The sequence below is a fragment of the Pseudomonas citronellolis genome, from assembly GCF_001586155.1.
Classification (GTDB): domain Bacteria; phylum Pseudomonadota; class Gammaproteobacteria; order Pseudomonadales; family Pseudomonadaceae; genus Pseudomonas; species Pseudomonas citronellolis.
The window spans coordinates 3,977,774-3,994,888 of sequence record NZ_CP014158.1; the positions used below are offsets into that span (position 1 = coordinate 3,977,774).

17 protein-coding genes and 2 pseudogenes are annotated in these 17,115 nt (G+C 65.2%); 6 read left to right on the forward strand and 13 right to left on the reverse strand.

The window, feature by feature from the left end; all coding sequences use genetic code 11:
- Nucleotides 1-8: 8 nt before the first annotated feature.
- The 5 genes from PcP3B5_RS17265 to fliD are packed head-to-tail and all read right to left on the reverse strand — an operon-like array spanning nucleotide 9 to nucleotide 3,650.
- Nucleotides 9-494, reverse strand: coding sequence for a flagellar basal body-associated FliL family protein (locus tag PcP3B5_RS17265; protein WP_061561969.1), 486 nt, complete (start codon nucleotides 492-494; stop codon nucleotides 9-11).
- Between the two features lie 40 nt (nucleotides 495-534).
- Complete coding sequence (locus PcP3B5_RS17270; protein WP_061561970.1) at nucleotides 535-1,641, reverse strand: flagellar hook-length control protein FliK; 1,107 nt, start codon at nucleotides 1,639-1,641, stop codon at nucleotides 535-537.
- 2 nt (nucleotides 1,642-1,643) lie between these two features.
- Nucleotides 1,644-1,967 (reverse strand): hypothetical protein, encoded by a 324-nt coding sequence (locus PcP3B5_RS17275; RefSeq protein WP_061561971.1) that lies wholly within the window; start codon nucleotides 1,965-1,967, stop codon nucleotides 1,644-1,646.
- Nucleotides 1,951-2,346 (reverse strand): flagellar export chaperone FliS, encoded by a 396-nt coding sequence (gene fliS / locus PcP3B5_RS17280; protein ID WP_009622771.1) that lies wholly within the window; start codon nucleotides 2,344-2,346, stop codon nucleotides 1,951-1,953. Before fliS ends, PcP3B5_RS17275 begins: the two co-directional genes overlap by 17 nt.
- Nucleotides 2,343-3,650 carry a flagellar filament capping protein FliD gene (gene fliD / locus PcP3B5_RS17285; protein WP_061561972.1) on the reverse strand — a complete coding sequence of 436 codons (1,308 nt, stop codon included), beginning with the start codon at nucleotides 3,648-3,650 and terminating at the stop codon, nucleotides 2,343-2,345. The genes fliS and fliD overlap by 4 nt, the downstream gene beginning before the upstream one ends.
- 350 nt (nucleotides 3,651-4,000) lie before the next feature.
- Between fliD and PcP3B5_RS17290 the strand changes: the two are divergent.
- From PcP3B5_RS17290 to PcP3B5_RS17300, 6 genes and pseudogenes are all read left to right on the forward strand, one after another.
- Nucleotides 4,001-6,016, forward strand: a pseudogene (locus tag PcP3B5_RS17290) (type VI secretion system Vgr family protein); the annotation flags it as partial.
- A 78-nt stretch (nucleotides 6,017-6,094) separates the two neighbouring features.
- A complete protein-coding gene (locus PcP3B5_RS32445) occupies nucleotides 6,095-6,463 on the forward strand; it encodes a peptidoglycan-binding domain-containing protein (RefSeq protein ID WP_338052377.1) in 369 nt (122 codons plus the stop codon).
- Between the two features lie 12 nt (nucleotides 6,464-6,475).
- Complete coding sequence (locus PcP3B5_RS31490) at nucleotides 6,476-8,233, forward strand: peptidoglycan-binding domain-containing protein (RefSeq protein WP_145923913.1); 1,758 nt, start codon at nucleotides 6,476-6,478, stop codon at nucleotides 8,231-8,233.
- 2 nt (nucleotides 8,234-8,235) lie between these two features.
- Nucleotides 8,236-8,574 carry a hypothetical protein gene (locus PcP3B5_RS31495; protein WP_145923914.1) on the forward strand — a complete coding sequence of 113 codons (339 nt, stop codon included), beginning with the start codon at nucleotides 8,236-8,238 and terminating at the stop codon, nucleotides 8,572-8,574.
- A gap of 257 nt (nucleotides 8,575-8,831) precedes the next feature.
- Nucleotides 8,832-9,404, forward strand: a pseudogene (locus tag PcP3B5_RS17295) (bacteriophage T4 gp5 trimerisation domain-containing protein); the annotation flags it as partial.
- Nucleotides 9,405-9,473: 69 nt separating this feature from the next.
- A complete protein-coding gene (locus PcP3B5_RS17300; protein ID WP_058072951.1) occupies nucleotides 9,474-10,211 on the forward strand; it encodes a hypothetical protein in 738 nt (245 codons plus the stop codon).
- 602 nt (nucleotides 10,212-10,813) lie between these two features.
- Here PcP3B5_RS17300 and flgN read toward each other — a convergent pair.
- The 8 genes from flgN to fliE all read right to left on the reverse strand — a co-directional run bounded on the left by flgN (nucleotide 10,814) and on the right by fliE (nucleotide 17,110).
- The gene (gene flgN, locus PcP3B5_RS17305; protein ID WP_058072950.1) at nucleotides 10,814-11,254 is read right to left on the reverse strand and encodes a flagellar protein FlgN; all 441 of its coding nucleotides are present in this window, start codon (nucleotides 11,252-11,254) and stop codon (nucleotides 10,814-10,816) included.
- A complete protein-coding gene (gene flgM, locus PcP3B5_RS17310) occupies nucleotides 11,251-11,532 on the reverse strand; it encodes a flagellar biosynthesis anti-sigma factor FlgM (protein WP_058072949.1) in 282 nt (93 codons plus the stop codon). The genes flgN and flgM overlap by 4 nt, the downstream gene beginning before the upstream one ends.
- Before the next feature lie 71 nt (nucleotides 11,533-11,603).
- Nucleotides 11,604-12,029, reverse strand: coding sequence for a flagellar FliJ family protein (locus tag PcP3B5_RS17315; RefSeq protein ID WP_009622775.1), 426 nt, complete (start codon nucleotides 12,027-12,029; stop codon nucleotides 11,604-11,606).
- Nucleotides 12,026-13,360 (reverse strand): flagellar protein export ATPase FliI, encoded by a 1,335-nt coding sequence (fliI, locus tag PcP3B5_RS17320; RefSeq protein ID WP_043271849.1) that lies wholly within the window; start codon nucleotides 13,358-13,360, stop codon nucleotides 12,026-12,028. The genes PcP3B5_RS17315 and fliI overlap by 4 nt, the downstream gene beginning before the upstream one ends.
- A 2-nt stretch (nucleotides 13,361-13,362) precedes the next feature.
- Complete coding sequence (gene fliH / locus PcP3B5_RS17325) at nucleotides 13,363-14,058, reverse strand: flagellar assembly protein FliH (RefSeq protein ID WP_009622779.1); 696 nt, start codon at nucleotides 14,056-14,058, stop codon at nucleotides 13,363-13,365.
- 7 nt (nucleotides 14,059-14,065) lie between these two features.
- Nucleotides 14,066-15,109: a FliG C-terminal domain-containing protein gene (locus PcP3B5_RS17330; protein ID WP_009622780.1), complete on the reverse strand. Its 1,044-nt coding sequence runs from the start codon at nucleotides 15,107-15,109 to the stop codon at nucleotides 14,066-14,068.
- Nucleotides 15,081-16,763 carry a flagellar basal-body MS-ring/collar protein FliF gene (gene fliF, locus PcP3B5_RS17335; protein ID WP_009622783.1) on the reverse strand — a complete coding sequence of 561 codons (1,683 nt, stop codon included), beginning with the start codon at nucleotides 16,761-16,763 and terminating at the stop codon, nucleotides 15,081-15,083. The genes PcP3B5_RS17330 and fliF overlap by 29 nt, the downstream gene beginning before the upstream one ends.
- 20 nt (nucleotides 16,764-16,783) lie before the next feature.
- Complete coding sequence (fliE, locus tag PcP3B5_RS17340; RefSeq protein ID WP_043313269.1) at nucleotides 16,784-17,110, reverse strand: flagellar hook-basal body complex protein FliE; 327 nt, start codon at nucleotides 17,108-17,110, stop codon at nucleotides 16,784-16,786.
- Between the last annotated feature and the right edge of the window lie 5 nt (nucleotides 17,111-17,115).

Sequence of the window (17,115 nt, forward strand, 5' to 3'; positions counted from 1 at the left end):
GCGGGCCCCTATTGCACGATCAGCTTGCTGACCAGCACGTGCTGGAAGGGCGCGGCCACCTTGCGCGTGGCGAAGTCGGCCAGCAGCACCTGCTCCAGCTCGCCCTGCAGCCCCGGGATGCTCTTGCCGCGCAGTTGCTCGTAGGTCAGCGCGGAGAGGTGCGCCACCGCCGAGTTGCGCACCACGGGGTCGATCTGCTGCAGCTTCTTCTGCTCGGTGCCCAGCTCGGCCTGCAGCACCAGGTCGAGCACGAAGTAGTGCTCGCGGCCATCGCTGCCCGGCAGGCTGACGATGATCTTGTTGACCGGGAAGAACTCGTATTCGCCCGGCGCTTCCTCTTCCTGCGCCGCGTCCTGCCCGGCGCCGGCCGCCTCGCCGGCCTTGGCCTGGGCGGCCAGCAGCGGGCGCGCCAGGTACCAGGTGCCGGCCACGCCGCCGGCGGCGATCAGCAGATTCAGAACAGTGAACAACAACATGATGCGGCGCATCGTCATGACGGTTTCCCGATCCTCGGTTTGCATTGATTGCCCGGCGCTAGACGGTGACCAGCACGTCGCCCGGGCGGCGTGCCTCGTCCGGCGCCGCTTCGGGTTCCAGAATTGCCGCGCGGCTCGGCGCGTCATCCAGCCAGGGCGCCGGGCGTCCCTGCTGGGCCTGTTGCTGTTGCGCCTGCTGCTGGCCGGCGCGGCCGTCGGAGACCTGCACCTCCACCGGCTGCTGGCTGGCCCCGGCGATGTCCTGGCGCAGGCGTTCGGCGCCCTGCTGCAGCAGGCGCGCGACGTCGCCCTGGGCGGCGTGGATCTGCACCGTCAGGCCGGCGTTGTCCCGGCTCAGGTAGATTTCCAGGCGCCCCAGCTCCGGCGGGTCCAGGCGGATGGCAGCGCTCTGCTGGTTGTGCCGCAATTGCAGTTCGACGTTGTCGCGCAGGGCATTGAGCAACTGCTCGCCCCAGCGCTCGGCCGGCGCCTGCAGGTTCAACTGGCGCTCGGGCACGTGGCTGGCCGGCAGCGGCTGGGCATCGCTCGCCACGGCCGGGGCGTTCGCCTGCACCGGCGCAGCACTCGGCTGCGCCTGACCGGCGAGTTTGTCGAGCTGGATGCGCAGCAGTTCGTCGCCGGCGCTTTCGGTCTTCGCCGGCGGCGCTTCCTCGGCCTTGGCTCGCAGCGCCAGGCTCGGCAGCGGCTGGCCCTGGGCCGGCGTCGGCGCGGCCTCGACCACGCCCTGGGGCAATTGCGGCAGCGGCAGGTTGGCGGGCAAGCCACGGGATAGCGGGGCGCTCGCGGCATCGCCGGCCTGTCCGGCATCGCGGGCCTGCAGCGTTACCTCGCGCTGGCCGAGCATGCTGGCCAGCCATTGCTCGGCGCCCGGCAAGGCGCCCAGGCTCGGGTCGGGCTGCGGTTGTGCGTCCTGCGATACGGCCGGGTCGGCGGGGGTCGATGGCGTTTCCGCCGGCGCCTCGGCCGCTTCCGCGCCCTTGGCCAATTGCGCGGCGAAGGCCGGCAGCACCTCGCCCGCCGCCTCCGAGCCCCTGGCGGCAACACCTTCGGCCATCTGCCCGGTGCCCATGGCGGCCACGGCCGGCAGGGGCGCGTCCTTGCCCGGCGCGGCGTCCGCGGCCAGGCGGCTGTTCAGCTGCAACACTGTCATCTCCCGGCCAGCAGGCGGTCTATCTGCATGTAGGCGGAGCGCCCTTCGGCGTACTCCAGGTGGCTCGCCAGCAACTGGCGCAGGCGCTCCACCTCCTGCGCGCAGGCGCGCCGCGCCTGCTCGTGCAACTGCTGCAAACGACGCTTGGCCTCCATGCCGGCGGCGTCCAGCGCGGGGCCGGCGGCCAGGCGTTCGAGCAGCGCGCGGATGGCGCCGTCGACCTCGCCCAGGTTCGCCCACTCACTGCGCGCCAGCACCTCGCCCAGGCGCGCGTGGAGGCTGCGCAGCTCGCGCACACGCGGATCAGCCACGGGCGGCATGGACACCGGCCCAGCCTTCGCGCAGGGTGCCGAGCAGGCCGGCCACCTCGTCCAGGCCCTCCAGGGACAGGTTCACGCTGACGTCCGAGAGGCGGTAGATGCAGTAGTCGTAGAGCCGCGCCAGGTCCTGCACCACCTGCCCGCCGGCCTCGTAGTCGAGGGCGCTGGACAGGCCGTTGAGGATGTTCATGCACTTGTCCAGGGAGCGGCCCTTGTGCTGGAAGCGCTTGGCCTCGATATGCCCGCGGGCGCGGGCCAGTTCGTCGAGCAGGCCGTCGAACAGCACCAGCACCAGTTCGTAGGGCGACGCCGCGGCGGCGCGCGCCTCCAGGTCCGTGGTGCGGTAGCTGTCGTAGCCTTCGTTCATCGAATAGGTCATGTGAACATGCTGGAGGTCTGGTCCATGGAATTCATGACTTGCATGAGGTTGGTGTACTGCTTGAGGTAGCGCGCGTACGAGTTGTTGTAGCGCGTCTGCAGGTCGTCGAACTGGTCGTCGATGTCGGCCAGCTTGTCGTTCAGGCTGTTCACCCGCGAGGTCAGCAGGCCGCTGGTGGAGCTGGTGTAGGTCTTGAGCGCGCTGCTCAGGCTGTCGATCAGGTTGCCCTTGTCGCTGAACAGCTGCTCGAAGCCGTCGGCGTTCTGCGCCAGAGCCTTCTCCAGCTTGCTGCTGTCGAGGGTCAGCTTGCCGCTGCTGTCGGCGCTGACGCCGTAGCCGATCAGGTTGACGCCGCCGAAGCTGGTGCGGATCAGGCCATTGACCGCCGACTTGATCGCCTGCACCGCCGAGTCCCCGGCCAGCGCGCCGCGGGTTGTGCTGCCGCTGCCGCTGGCGGTCAGCGTGCCGATGCTGCTCATCAGGGTGTTGTAGGCGTCCAGGAAGCCCTGCAGCTTCTTGCTGGTGGCGTCCTTGTCGCGGCCGATGTCGAGGCTCAGCGGCGCCTCGGCCGGGTCGCTGACCTTGGTGAAGGTCAGGCTCACGCCGTCGATGGCCTTGTCGAAGGTGTTGCTGGCGTTGCGCAGCTCGATGCCGCCCTGCCCGCCCAGGTAGACGATGGCGTCCTGGGCGCTGGAAAGCTGCTTGCGGGCATCGATGGAGCCCTGCATCGCGGCATTGCTGCTGGACAGAGTGATGGCCTGGTCCTCGCCGCTCTCGTCGCTGGTCAGCACCAGGTTCACCGCGCCGTCGCTGCGCACCAGGGTGGCCTTGACGCCGGTGTTGTCGGAAGCGCCGTTGATGGCCGAAGCCAGGGCGCTGAGGCTGGTGATGCCGCTCATGTCGATCCTGAAGCTGTCGCTGCCCTGGCCGATGGTCAGGTCGCCGCTGCCCAGGTCGCCGTCGCTCAGGCCCTGCAGGGCCACCTGGTCCTTGGCCGCCAGCTGCTTGACGAAGAACTGGTAGCTGCCGGAAACCGCGGTGGAACCGACGCTGGCGGTGGCATAGCCCTCGGCGCTGAAGGTGGCGCTGTTGACCAGCATGTTGCTGGTGCTGCTGGAACTGCTCTTGAGCCCGCTCACCGCCGAGGAGAAGGTGCTCAGCGCCGACTTCAGCTGGGTGACCGCGGACAGCTCGCTGTTGTAGCTGGTCTTGTTGCGGTTCAGCCGCGTCTGCGACGCCTGGATGTCGTACTGGGCCAGCTGGGTCGCCATCTGCTGGACGTAATCGGAATCTATGGTTGCCATGGTCGGGTACCCCTTTGCGAGCCTGGGAGCAATATCGGTGCCAACGCCTGGAAGGCCCGTATTCCGGGCGTTGCGGGCAAAGGCGAGGTGAAAGGACGCTTCCGCACGGAGGAACCGGAAGCCGGGCCGGAAATGTCGTTTCCGCCTGGCGCTGCGGGAGGTGCTCTCCCTCCAAGGCGACCGGATACAGGCATGGGTTAAGCCCACCGATACGCGGGCCGGGCTGACCGGCAACGGCTTGGCATCTGCAGATGCCTTCACCTGCGTCCGCCAACACTCTCGGAAACGGCCGACATCCAGCTCCCGGCTTCGTCCTCTTAATGACGGGCTCCGCACCAGGGAGCCCGAGCATGTTCAACCCGGCCAACCAGACCCACTTCAGCCTGACCCTCGACGGCCTGGAGCACGACTTCCAGGTCCTGCGCTTCCACGGTCGCGAAGTCATCAGCCAACCCTACCGCTTCGAGCTGGAACTGGTCAGCGAACGCCCCGGCCTCGACCTGGAAGCCCTGCTGCACAAGCCCGCGTTCCTCGCCTTCAGCCCCGCCGGGCCGGGCGTCCACGGGCTGATCCAGCAGGCTGGGCAAGGCGACGCCGGCCAGCGCCTGACCCGCTACCGCGTGGTCCTGGCGCCGCAGCTGGCCTGCCTCGCGCTGCGCAGCAACCAGCGCATCTTCCAGCAGCTGACGGTGCCGCAGATCATCGCCCGGGTGCTGGAGGAGCACGGCATCCTCGCCGACGCCTACCGCTTCCAGCTCGGCCCCACCGTCTACCCGCCGCGCGACTACTGCACCCAGTACGACGAGAGCGACCTGCACTTCGTCCAGCGCCTGTGCGAAGAGGAAGGCCTCCACTACCACTTCGAGCACAGCCCCGACGGGCACCTGCTGGTGTTCGGCGACGACCAGACCGCCTTCCCGCGCCTGGGCCAGCCCACGCCCTACATCGCCGACACCGGCCTGGTGGCCGACGAGCCGGTGATCAAGGGCTTCGTCCTGCGCCTGGAAGGCCGCACCAGCCGCGTGACCCGTCGCGACTACGACTTCCAGAAGCCGCGCCTGCGCATGGAAGCGGCCTACCGGCCGCAGCAGAAACAGGACCAGCCGGACCTGGAAGATTACGACTACCCCGGCCGTTTCACCGACCGCGAGCGCGGCAAGCTGCTGAGCCAACGCAGCCTGGAAAGGCACCGCGCCGACTACCGCCAGGCCGAGGGCCGCAGCGACCAGCCGAACCTGTGCAGCGGCCACTTCCTGGAAATGTCCGAGCACCCGCGCGGCGAATGGAACGACCTCTGGCTGCTCACCGAAGTACGGCACGAAGGCAGGCAGCCGCAGGTGCTGGAAGAGTCCATCACCAGCGACACCGCCGACAGCCAGGACGACTTCCATCAGGGCTACCGCAACCGCTTCCTCGCCACCCCCTGGGACGTGCACTACCGCCCGCCGCTGGCCCACCCCAAGCCGCGGGTGCTGGGTACCCAGACCGCCGTGGTGACCGGCCCGGCGGGCGAGGAAATCCACTGCGACAAATACGGGCGGGTCAAGGTGCAGTTCCACTGGGACCGCGAGGGCCAGGCCGACGACAAGACCAGTTGCTGGCTGCGCGTGGCCAGCGGCTGGGCCGGCAACGCCCTGGGCGCCGTGGCCATCCCGCGCGTCGGCATGGAAGTGCTGGTGGACTTCCTCGAAGGCGACCCGGACCAGCCGCTGGTCAGCGGCTGCCTGTACCACGCCGAGCACCTGCCGCCCTACGAACTGCCGGCCCACAAGACCCGCACCCTGTTCAAGAGCAACAGCTCGCCGGGCGGCAGCGGCTACAACGAACTGCGCATCGAGGACCGCAAGGGCCAGGAGCAGATCTTCATCCATGCCCAGCGCGACTGGGACGAAAACATCGAGCACGACCAGAAGATCCGCGTCGGCCACGAGCGCCACGACACCGTGGAAGCCAACGCCTACAGCGAGTTCAAGGCCGAGGAGCACCAGACCATCCACCTCGACCGCAAGGTGGAAGCCAAGCTCGACGACCACCTGGCGGTGGCCAACAACCAACACATCCGCCTGGGCAACGCCCAACTGACCCGCGCCGGCCGGGAAATCCACCTCAAGGCCGGGCAGAAACTGGTGATCGAGGCCGGCCAGGAACTGACCCTCAAGGCCGGCGGCAGCTTCATCAAGCTCGACGCCAGCGGTGTCACCGTGTTCGGCCCGCTGGCGAAGATCAACGCCGGCGGCTCGCCGGGCAGCGGTTCGGGCATCGCCCTCAAGTCGCCGGTGCCACCAGGAGCAGCGGATAATGACAAAGCGGGGGAGGTGCTCAAGCAGGTAGCCAGTAACTTGGCCGCCTCTCAGCCTACACAGGAACTAGGCAACCGATTGCGAGTACAGCTCAAGCGGCCATTTGAGAAGGAAGGCATAGCTGGTCAGCCGTATATATTGAATATGGACGGAATTGAACTTAGAGGAACCACTGCTGCGGGCGGATATATTGATCACCCGATTTCGGATGGAGCAAAAAAAGCCACTCTGACGTTCTATCCATTCGGGCAAGAGCATCAGGCATGGGCATGGGCATGGGCATGGGCATGGGCATGGGAGCTCAATATTAATAAACAAGCTCCTGCCAATGAAGTCCTCGGCCGGCAGTCTCGATTAAAAAACTTGGGCTTCTACAGTGGTGAATTAGACGGAATTGATGGTCCAAAGACTCAGTATGCAACGCGATGTTTTCAACGAGCTTGTCAACTAACTGATAAGGATCACATAACCGCCTCTGAGCAAGATCTTTTAGTTAAGCAGCACAATGTATAGGAAGGCAGAAGTATGAAATACGGAAATTTCGATCTTTGTCGAGGCGACCACGACGGGAATGCACAGCAGAGTACGCCTCCACGTTGGGGTGGGGTAGATAACCCCTCTATACAGCAAGGGACTGCAGAAACAGGGGCTTCCGGAGCTTCCAGCAGTACCGTATCACTCACGATTCCAGAGCATGTAAGACACCTACAAGAAGACTTGCGAACACTTGGCTTCGCTATTATTGGTACCCCTGATGGCGGCTTTGGTAAATCGAGCGAGTGGGCAGTCAGAGAGTTTCAGATATATGCCAGAATGACTCATGCGGCACGAGTTAAAGAAAACAGAATTGGTCAGTTGTTACTGACATCCACTGGGAGCCCGAAGCTAGTTAATAACAGCGAAGTTTATTATGACAGTTCCGCTCACATTGTTGCCCAGGCAGGGCAGGCGCCTAACGCACTTGGGTCAACAGATGAGCCGAAATCATATTATGTTGACTCTCTAGAGCAAATAGCCAATGGTCATTTGTATACAGGCCCCGTAAGTGGAGTGGTTAATTCAGGCACTAGGGCAGCCATTGAGTTCTGGCTAGAGAATCATTACCGATGTCCAGTTGTGATTGAGGCTTGGTCGGTAAACCAGGCAGGAGCGCGGACTACCTTGCCCGATGGTGGTTCGAACCTATGGAAGCATGACAGTTTTACAAGTAGTGCTCCGCGCATCTTTGCTCGGGATTTCACTCAATATTACACCTACCCCGCTACTAGAACCGCATCTAAATATCACGCTATTGGTTACTATGATACTCAGGGTGGTCCCAATTCGACTAAAAGACATAGCTGGTCTCCAGAAGCGGAAATGACAGTCGAAAACATGCTAGGCATCCCAGCAAATCCAGAGCAACTGAATACAGCACCAATATCTACATATCGCGTAATAAGAGTCGTTGCCGAGGCTGAGTGCTATGGGAGGTTTGATGTAATCAACGCTTGGGATAACTCCTTGATTTCGACTGGGCCATGTCATTGGACAATGGGGGCATCTAATGGAAATGAGTACGACAAGGCAGAATTTCCGGCATTCATCGCATATTTTGCAGGGCGTAGCGAAGCTAGTTTTAGTAAGGTGTTCGGGAGCTTTGGTCTTTATCCTGAATACGAGTGGGGTAACGAGAATCTTTATTCGCCCAGTACGAGAACATATACCACATGGATCAAGCTGACTAACGAAACTCATTTACCATTACAATCAACTCACGCCGAAACTGAATTCAACCCTCTCTTGAAGGAAAAGGCAGAGGCCGCCTATTTAAAGAACTGGCATTGGATCTACAGAATTAGTATGGCAGGCAGAACGATTCCTGAGTATCGGCAGGCGATGTGGGGAATGGCCAAACAGAGAATTCGGGACATTCGAAGAAAAAGTGTTAGCTTTCAAGTTAATACAAGTACGACAAATAGTACTTTGGGGGAGGTTTTTACATCTGAAAAGGCTGTCGCTATTCTATTACGTTGGCATGTTTATAGACCATCCCACGTAGTGCATCCCACCTATGAGCGGATTACTGCAGCAATTCAGGGTGCGATAAACGATAACCCCTTGGTGAACTGGCAATTACAAGTGGCAAACTGGGATGATACTCATGAGTCTGCGTTGACAGAACGCCTGCTTACTGCAGCCTCAGCTGTGAACAATACTGTATCTACTAGTATTCTGTTTGGTACTGGCCAGCCGCAAGGCTCGGTGCGTACCGGCAGAGGTACTTTCTTGATGGATGTCTGAGTATGAAACTACCGATAATCATGTTGCTTTTCGCTAGCTTCAATGTGGTCGCTGGTGAAGTCGAAGTCTGCAAAGGAGAAAAAAATACAAGAAATTTCCTATCTGAGTGGCGGGAGGGTGACAGAGTTACGAATATTTTAACTACTATTCAAGACACTGACATTTCACGGGAGCGAGGACGTATTGCCTATCAAGCAGACCTTAATGGTGATGGCAATAAGGACTACATATTTGAGTCATTTGATAGTCAGGGGTCTGCCAAGGATAGAACTTTCGGAATTTTCGTCCAATGCAAGGGCTTTCTTCAATTTGTGGGGGGGGGGATTATTTTGCGGGTGTGAAAGAGATTGGTTCGTTAAATAACAGCTATAGAGATGTCGTGTTCCTCTCCTATCAGCGAGATAAGTCGGGTGAAATCATATATGCGGACGGCCAGGCACTTATCAGGTCGCACGTTTGGAGCTTCAATCCAGGCTCTGGTAAGTATGAGGGTGGCATAGACTAGGTGCTGTCGCAGGTAATGAGGGTGAAAGTCGAGACGATTTTTTAACGCTCATTCCTCTCGCTATCTTGAGTTATTGCCACAGAAACTACATTCGGCATGGAGGTGCTGGTGGACTTCCTCGAAGGCGACCCGGACCAGCCGCTGGTCAGTGGTTGCCTGTACCACGCCGAGCACCTGCCGCCCTACGAATTGCCGGCCCACAAGACCCGCACCCTGTTCAAGAGCAACAGCTCGCCGGGCGGCAGCGGCTACAACGAACTGCGCATCGAGGACCGCAAGGGCCAGGAACAGATCTTCATCCATGCCCAGCGCGACTGGGACGAAAACATCGAGCACGACCAGAAGATCCGCGTTGGCCACGAACGCCTCGACACCGTGGAAGCCAACGCCTACAGCGAGTTCAAGGCCGAGGAGCACCAGACCATCCACCTCGACCGCAAGGTGGAGGCCAAGCTCGACGCCAGCGGCGTCACCGTGTTCGGCCCGCTGGCGAAGATCAACGCCGGCGGCTCGCCGGGCAGCGGTTCGGGCATCGCCCTCAAGTCCCCTCTGCAACCGGGCGCCGCGGATGCGGACAAGGCCGGCGGGCCGATGGACGAGGCGCTGGCCAATCAACCGCTGGAGCGGACGATCGACAGGCCCCGAATGGTCAATTTCTCCTTATGAACACCAGGAAGGTGGCGGCTGCTACCTCCGCTCCCCCCATTGAATCCCCACGATACAAGGAGTCACGAATTGACCGCCATGGAAAAGAACGAAGCCCGGGAACAGGCACAGAAACCGAAGCCGTCCGCCAGGATGCTGTCCTTGCTGGGCCCCCTCGTCACCGCGGCGAGCCTGCCGATCCTGTACCTCAACGGCAAGGCCTATCACGATGCCTACCTGGGCTATTTCAAGCTCGAGCCCTCGATGTTTCCCCAGGACACCGCCTCGACGCTGATAAGCGCAGTCATCGGCTGGTTCCATGCAATGCTCGCCGGCCTGAAAGGGGTCCTCGGGCTGCTGGAGCAGCACTACGGCCTGGTCCTGAGCATGGCTCTTGTGATCGTGCTCATCATGGCGCCGATGAGCGTGATGCTGGCCCGGCTGGGCAAGAGGCTGGACAGCCGCCGCAGCGCGTCAAGGCAGAACCGGCTGCTCTCGGAGTACGTCAAGGAGGCCGGTCTCTACCTGTTCTGGCTATTCACCGTCAGCTACAGCGTATTCGCGCTGATGTTCATGATCGCCCTGCTGCTGTCGCTTTCCATCTCCCCTTTCTACGCCATTGGCAAGAAGGTCGCGGCGGAGGACCTGAAGGCCGGCTTCGTCAATGCCCCGAGGGTCGAGCTGAGCGACCCGAAAGGCCGAAGCGGAGACTTCAGGATCATCGAGTGCTCGTCGATGTTCTGTGCGCTCTATGCCTCCGGGCGCGCCGTGGCCGTACCGGTTTCGGCGATCGACTGGGCCGAGTCCGACCTGTCCGACCGTCAGTGATACGGCTGTCGGGGTGCTGGCCAGCCACCTTGCCGTAGGCAAGCGCTGGGGGAAAACCAGGCGCGATACCTCCCTGGCGGCCAGGTAAAAAGCCGTTTTCAACGACGGATGATCGAGAGTCCGCGTTGCAGGCGAGCATGGCTCGCTCCTACGAAGAGCCCCCGGTGCAGCCTGCAAGACAGTTGCTCCTACGGCTCCTGGGAAGCACGGGTGTAGGAGCGGACTCCGTCCGCGATTGGATTCACCGGCCGCGCCGGATGCCCCGGTGGCATGGACGACGGCGGATAACCGCGAACGGTTATGCGCCCTACGTCTTCGTAGGTGCGAGCTTGCTCGCGAAGGGTGTTGCCCGGTGGCTTCAGTGTTGGGCCCAAGAGCGCCCTCTCCCCAACCCTCTCCCTGAAGGGAGAGGGGGCCGTTCGGAGCAGATTGGAAGCCCGGCTTACTCCTGATGCCTCGAGTCACTTCAGTTGCAATCACAGGATTACACCAAACCCACAGCGCGCAGCGGACAGCCCCCTCTCCCGCTTGCGGGAGAGGGGGCTCTTAGGCCCTTCGCCAGGCAAAAAAACGGCGCCCGAAGGCGCCGCGAAAGGAAAACCTCAATACTCCGGCGAGTACACCCCATGCCCGCCCTGCCCCGCCAGCAGCTGGCCGATGATCTCGTTGTGCATTGCCAGCAGGCGGCCGTTGCGTTCGTTGAGCAGGCGGCATTCCTCCACCTGTTCGGCCAGCGCCTGCCAGTCGCGCTGCAGGGGCTGGCGGCCGGCGCCGGGGAAGTGTTCGAGCAGGCGCTGCATGCCGGCGCGGCCGATGTCCAGGCCGAAGGCCTGGAGCACCTTGGCGCGGCGTTCGGCGCGTTGGCGCACGGCTTCCACCAGTTCGCCGATGCGGGTGTTGCTGCGGGCGATGGCCTCGCTGTCGCGGGCCAGCAGTTGGTCGTGCAGGTCCAGCAGTGCGCTGCGCAGGTACAGGTAGTCCGCGCGGTCGAGGCGGATGTCGGCCTCGATCAGTTGCAGCAGGCGGGCGCGTCTTTCGCTCATGCACCGCCGCCGTGGAAGTCGAGCATGCTGCGCGACAGCGCCTCGGGGTCGAGGGAGACTTCGCCGCGGGCCAGGGCGTCGCGGATCGCGGCGACCTTGTCCAGGTCCACTTCCGGCAGCGCGCCCAGGGCTTCCTGGACCTGCTCCAGCGGCAGCGCGCCGCTGCCGGCCGGCGCCTGGGCGGCGGGGCGCGCGGCTTCCTCGCGCGGGCTGCGCTGGGGGGCGGCGCTCTGCACGGGGGCGCCGATGACGGGCTTTAGTTGCCGGGTGATTTCCATGTTCGCGTCCAGAAGAAAGGGGGTCTACCGACCGACAGGCGACCGGTTCGGCGAAGAACTTAAATGCTGCCTCATGCGCCCTGGCTCCGCCACCAGCTCTGCGCCGCCAGGCCGTCCTGGATCTTCTGCTCCTGGCGCGCCAGTTGCGTCTGCCATTGCTCCAGGCGCGATTCGATGACCTGTTCCAGCACCTTCTCGCCGCGCATGGCCTGCAGCAGCTCGCCCTGGATGCGCTCCAGCGTCTGCTCGGCCACTTCCAGCTCGCGCTTCTGCAGGGCCAGCATCCTGAACAGCGTGGCCTTGTACTGCTGCTGGTTGCCGCGCTGCAGCTCGGTGCTGGTGGGCACCACGAAGCCGCACAGGCGCGTCAGGCCGGTGATGTTGTTGCGGTAGCGCTGGCACAGGCCGCGCTGGTAGTTCACCCGGCCGAGCATTTCGCGCACGCGGTTGCTCCGCACGCTGGCCAGGCGGCGCAGGGTGTCGATCTGTTCCTTCATAGCCGCAGGGCCTGTTGCAGGTGTTCGAGGCTGGCGGCCAGGTCGGCGCCTTCGTTGACTTCCTGGCGCAGGAAGCGCTCCAGCGCCGGGGCCAGTTGCACGGCGCGGTCGGTGCGGGCGTCCAGGCCGGCGGTGTAGCCGCCCAGGGGGATGAGTTCGCGGATTTTCTCGTAGCTGCCATGCAGTTCCTTGAACTGCCGCGCTGCGCGCAGGTGCGCCGGCTCGCCGACCTGGGCCATGCAGCGGCTGACCGAGGCGCCGATGTCGATCGCCGGGTAGTGGCCGACGTCGGCCAGCCGGCGCGACAGCACGATGTGGCCGTCGAGGATGGCGCGGGCGCTGTCGGCGATCGGGTCCTGCTGGTCGTCGCCTTCGGCCAGCACCGTGTACAGCGCGCTCAGGCTGCCGCTGCCGGCCACGCCGTTGCCGGCGCTTTCCACCAGTTCCGGGAGCATGCCGAACACCGACGGCGGGTAGCCCTTGGTCGCCGGTGGCTCGCCCAGGGCCAGGGCGATCTCGCGCTGGGCCATGGCGTAGCGCGTCAGCGAATCCACCAGCAGCAGCACGTCGCGGCCCTGGTCGCGGAAGTAGGCGGCGATGCTGTGGCACAGCTCGGTGGCCTTCAGGCGCATCAGCGGCGACTCGTTGGCCGGCGCCACCACCACCACGGCCTTGCGCCGGCCTTCCTCGCCGAGGGAGTGCTGGATGAATTCCTGCACCTCGCGGCCACGCTCACCGATCAAGCCGACCACCACCACTTCGGCCTTGGTCTGCCGGGTGATCATGCCCAGCAGCACGCTCTTGCCCACACCGCTGCCGGCGAACAGGCCGACGCGCTGGCCCTTGCCGAGGGTCAGCAGGGCATTGATGGCGCGCACGCCGACGTCCAGCGCCTCGGTCACCGGGCGGCGCTTGAGCGGGTTGACCGTGGGCAGTTGCGCCGAGAGCGCGTCGCGCCCGCCCAGGCGGCCGCGTTCGTCCAGCGGTTCGCCGAGGCCGTTGACCACCCGCCCCAGCCAGGATTCGTCGATGCGCAGCGCGGCCTGCTCCTCGGCCGGGAACACCCGTGAGCCGGCGGCCAGGCCCACCGGCTTCTTGAACGGCATCAGGTAGGTGGTGTCGCGGTTGAAGCCGACCACCTGGGCGTCCAGCAGGCTGCCGTCGGCCTGTTCCACCAGGCAGCGCTGGCCGGTGGCACGGCGGCAGCCGAGGCTTTCCAGCAGCAGCCCGGAGACGCGCACCAGGCGCCCGCTGACCTTGGCCAGCTGCACCGAGTCCAGCGAGCGCAGGGCCTGATCGACGTCGAGGCTGAAGCTTTCGCCCAGGGCCATCGTCAGTCGTCGCCCAGCAGGTGTTCGCCGAGCACCTGCATGCAGCTGTCCAGGCGTTGCTGGCAGCCGATGTCGGTTTCTTCCTCGGCGGTGAGCAGGCGGCATTCGCCCAGGGCCAGGCGCTCGTCGGGCACCAGGCGCCAGGCGGCGGCGCGTTCCGGCGCCAGTTCGCGGATGCGCGCGCACTCTTCGGGGTTGAGCAGCAGCTGCACGCTGTCCGGCTGTTCCGGCATGGCCGCCAGGGCCTCGTCGGCCAGGCTCAGCAGTTGCGTGGGGTGCAGCGTCAGCTCGCAGCGGATGACCTGCCGCGCCACCTTCTGCACCAGTTCCAGCAGTTGCTCGCGGCGCTGCGCCTCGAAGGCCTCGGCGAAGCGGCGGAATTCCTCGCACAGCCGGTCCAGCGGCTGGGCGGCGGTCTCGAAGACGCGGCGGCCCTCCTCGCGGCCTTCCTCACGCCCCTGGCGCAGGCCTTCCTGGCGGCCCAGGCGCAAGCCCTCTTCATGGCCAGCCTCGCGGCCCTGCTCCAGGCCTTCGCGGTAGCCCTTGTCGCTGCCCTGCTGGTAGCCGTCGGCCACCGCCTTCTGCAGTTCGGCCGGGTCGCCGCCCTGCCATTGTTCCTGCAACGCCCCGCTGCAGCGCGGCGGGAAGCGGTACGGCCGCCAGTCGCGGGCGCCGCCGCGGATCACCTTGACCGTCATGGGCGCCTCACTCCACCGTCTGTTCGCGGAACAGCTGCAGCTGGATCTCGCCTTCGGCGGCCAGCTCGCGGACCATCGCCATGATGTCGCGGCGCACCTGCTCGACGCGGCTCAGCGGCACCGGGCCCTGGCGGCGCTTGATGGCGTCCATCTGCTGCGCCTGGCGCTTGGGCATGGCGCCCTGGATGGCCTTGACCAGCGCCGGCTCCGCGCCCTTGAGCGCCACCACCCACTCTTCCAGGGGAATGGCTTCGAGCAGCGCCTGCAGGGTGTCCTGGCTCTGCCGGGAGAGGATGAAGAAGTCGTACATCTCTTCCTCGATGCGCTCCACCAGGCCGGAGTCGTGGCTGCGCAGCAGCTCGAACATCTGGTTCCGGTCGCCCTTGAAGCGGTTCATGATGTCCGCCGCCTGCTTGATGCCGCGCACCTGCGAGCCCTGGGTGGAGAGCACCGCCAGGCTGCGGTCGATCAGTTGTTCCAGCTCGGCGATGACCTCGCCGCTGACCTCGCTGAGGTTGGCGATGCGGTACAGCAGCTCGTCCTGGCGCTCGGCCGGCAGGCATTCGAGCACCTGGCTGGCCATGGACGGCGGCAGGAAGGCGAGGAACACCGCCTGCATCTGCGCGTGCTCGTTGGCGATGAGGGCGGCGAACTGCTTGGGGTCCAGCCATTCCAGGCGGGCCATGCGGGCGCGGATTTCCTCGCCGTAGATGCTGTCCAGCAGGCTGCGGGTGATGTCGCTGCCCAGGGCCTTGCCGAGCATGCCGGCGAGGTAGCCGCGGGAGGCGCCCTTGATGCTGCTCTGCTCCTTGTAGTCCTCGAAGAAGCGGCCGATCACGTCCGACACCATGGGCAGCTTGACGTTGTTCAGCCGCGCCATGGCCTGGCTGATGCTGATGATTTCCTCGCGGGAGAAGTGCCGCAGCACCCCGGCCGAGGTCTCGTCGCCCATGCTCAGCATGAGGATCGCCGCCTGCTCCATGGAGCTCATGGCGCGCCGGCGCACCGGCACGCGCGCTTCGTCAGCCGACGGGGTTGAGGTCTCGCTCATTGCGCCCTATCCATTGCTTGATCACTTCGGAGACCCGCTCGGGATCGTTCTTGGCGAGCATCTGCAGGTGCTCGATCTGGTGTTCCAGGCCCGAGCCCGGCGCCGGCAGGCGGATTTCCGAGAGCGGGTTGAGTTCGCTGAACACGCCCAGGGCGCGCGGCGCATCGCCCACCCGCGCCAGCAGGCGTTCGCCGTGCTCGTTGCCCAGCAATGTGCCCAGGCCCTCCTCGCCCGCGGCCGGCGCCGGCTTGCGCTGGGTCAGGCTGCGCACCGCGGGGCGCACCACCAGCAGCAGCAACAGCAGGCTGACCAGGCCGAACATGCCCAGGCGCACCCAGCCCTGCAGCTGGGCGTCGTCCCACCAGCGCACAGGTTCGTCCAGCGGCGCGGCGGCGACGAAGGGCAGCACCGAGACCGACAGGCTGTCGCCGCGCGCAGCGTTGAAGCCCACGGCGTTCTTCACCGCCAGTTCCAGCTGCTTGCGGGTTTCCTCGCTCCAGCCGCCCTCGGGGGCCGCGGCGGCGTTGATCATCACCGCCACGCTCTGCTGGCGCAGGTTGAAGGGCGCGTGCTTGACGTGGGTGATGTTCTGGTCGTAGTCGAGCTGGCGGTTGGATTCCTTGCGCTGCGAGGTGGCCGCCTTGTCCTGGGTGTTGCTGGCCTGGGCGGCGCCGGCCTGGGCGTTGCCCTGGCCCTGCTGTGGCTCCGGCGGCTTGACCGGCGCGCGGTTGCTCAGCGAGCCGGGCACGCCCAGGGCCAGTTCGTCCAGGGTGCTGTCGTCGCGCAGGGTCTCGCGGCGCAGGCGCGGCGTGTCGCCGTAGCTCTGCAGCGTCTCTTCCTTCTGGCTGAAGTCGATGTCGGCGGCCACGCTGACGCGATAGTTGCCCGGCCCGACGATGGGCGCCAGCACCTGCTCGACGTTGGCCACCGCCTTCTGCTGGAAGTCATCCACCAGTTGGCCGTTCTGCTGCGCCCCGCCCCAGGCGGCGAGCCCGCGGGAGAGCAGCACGCCGTGCTGGTCGACCACGCTGACGTTCTCCGGCTGCAGCTGCGGCACGCTGTTGGCCACCAGGTTGACCACCGCCGCCACCTGCTCCGGCTTGGGCCGGAAGCCCGGGGCCAGCTGCAGCATCACCGAGGCCTTGGCCGGCTCGCGCTGGCTGACCACGAAGGAGCTCTGCTGGTCAATGGCCAGGTGCACGCGGGCCTGCTGCACCCCTTCCATGGCCATCACGGTGCGCGCCAGCTCGCCTTCCAGGCTGCGCTTCAGGCGCACGTCCTGGACGAACTGGCTGGTGCCCAGCGGCTCGTCCTTGTCGAACAGTTCGTAGCCGGCCGGCACCGCGACCTTCACGCCCTTGGCCGCCAGCAACATGCGCGCCCGCGCCAGCTGGTCGTCGCGCACCAGCACCTGGCCGCTCTGCGGGTGCAGGCGGTAGGCGATGCTGTCGGCGTCCAGCACCTGCATCACCTCGGCCGCCGGGTAGGCTTCGCCGGCGCCGTACAGCGGGTGGAAGGCGCCCTGGTCGCGCCACAGGTACCAGGTGCTGCCCAGGGCCAGCAGCGCGGCGCCGCCGGCCAGGCCCAGCAGGCTCAGGCGCGGGTCCAGGCGCAGCTTGCCCAGGGGCAGGCGGTCTTTGATCTTCTGCAGCACGGTTCAGCCCTTGTGCGCCGTCACAGCGGCATGTTCATGACTTGGTCGAAGGCGGTGGCGAGCTTGTTGCGCACCTGCAGCAAGGCGCTGAAGGACACGCTGGCCTGCTGGCTCTGGACCATGGCGCCGGCGAGGTCGTCGCTGCGCCCGGCATCCACCGCGGCCATGGCCTCGCTGGCCTGGTGCTGCTGGGCGTCGACGGCGCGCAGGGCGTCCTCGAAGGCGTTGCCGAAGCCCGGCTCGGCGCCGGGGGCCTCGCTGGCCGGGCGGATGGGCGCCGCCGACAGCGCGCGCAATTGCTGCATCTGCCCGAGCATCTCGCTGCGGGCCTGCTCGATGGGGTTCATGGCGA